This window comes from Legionella sp. ST3F1 (assembly GCF_048553315.1).
GTDB classification, from domain to species: Bacteria; Pseudomonadota; Gammaproteobacteria; order Legionellales; family Legionellaceae; genus Tatlockia; species Tatlockia donaldsonii.
In genome coordinates, this window is record NZ_JBLZIO010000063.1 from 1 (window position 1) to 439 (window position 439).

Here is a 439-nt window from a genome sequence, read left to right on the forward strand (position 1 = left end):
AAGGAGGTTATCCCTTTACTAAGGAAAATTTGCCAGTTATTGTTTTTCCTCTCCCGCGAAAAGCACCCTCATGCTATCCCAACTCCTTACGCGGAAGAGGGGATATTGATTCGATGGGGCCGCAAAAAAAACTCATTATGCTATTCCAGTTCTTTGCACAGGAGAGCAGGTTGTTGGTTCATGTAATTCGGGCATAGTCATTTAACTGATAAATAAAAAGAAAAATTGTAGATTGGGCTGGGTGGATTTCCGTCGTGCCCCACATAAAAATTCCAAGAATTTTCATTGCAAGGCACTGCAGAATAAAATAACATGAACGTGCTTTTAGTTGTTTTACAGTAGTAAAGCGCTGATAGGAGGGACTGGCATCCCCCGCTACCAGCTGACCACAATCTATCTGGAGATAAATTATGGCTGACGTTATGGCAATCGCACTCAA

The 439-nt window shown here is 42.4% G+C and carries 2 protein-coding genes; one reads left to right on the plus strand and one right to left on the minus strand.

The genetic code is table 11. From position 1 onward, the window contains the following. The coding region (locus ACN4Z1_RS15965; protein WP_419413478.1) for a hypothetical protein at positions 1 to 197 on the plus strand (197 nt) is incomplete at its 5' end. Here the strand turns inward: ACN4Z1_RS15965 and ACN4Z1_RS15970 are convergent. Continuing rightward, positions 179 to 439 (minus strand): hypothetical protein (locus ACN4Z1_RS15970; protein WP_419423058.1); only part of this gene is annotated, 261 nt, incomplete at its 5' end. The genes ACN4Z1_RS15965 and ACN4Z1_RS15970 overlap by 19 nt on opposite strands.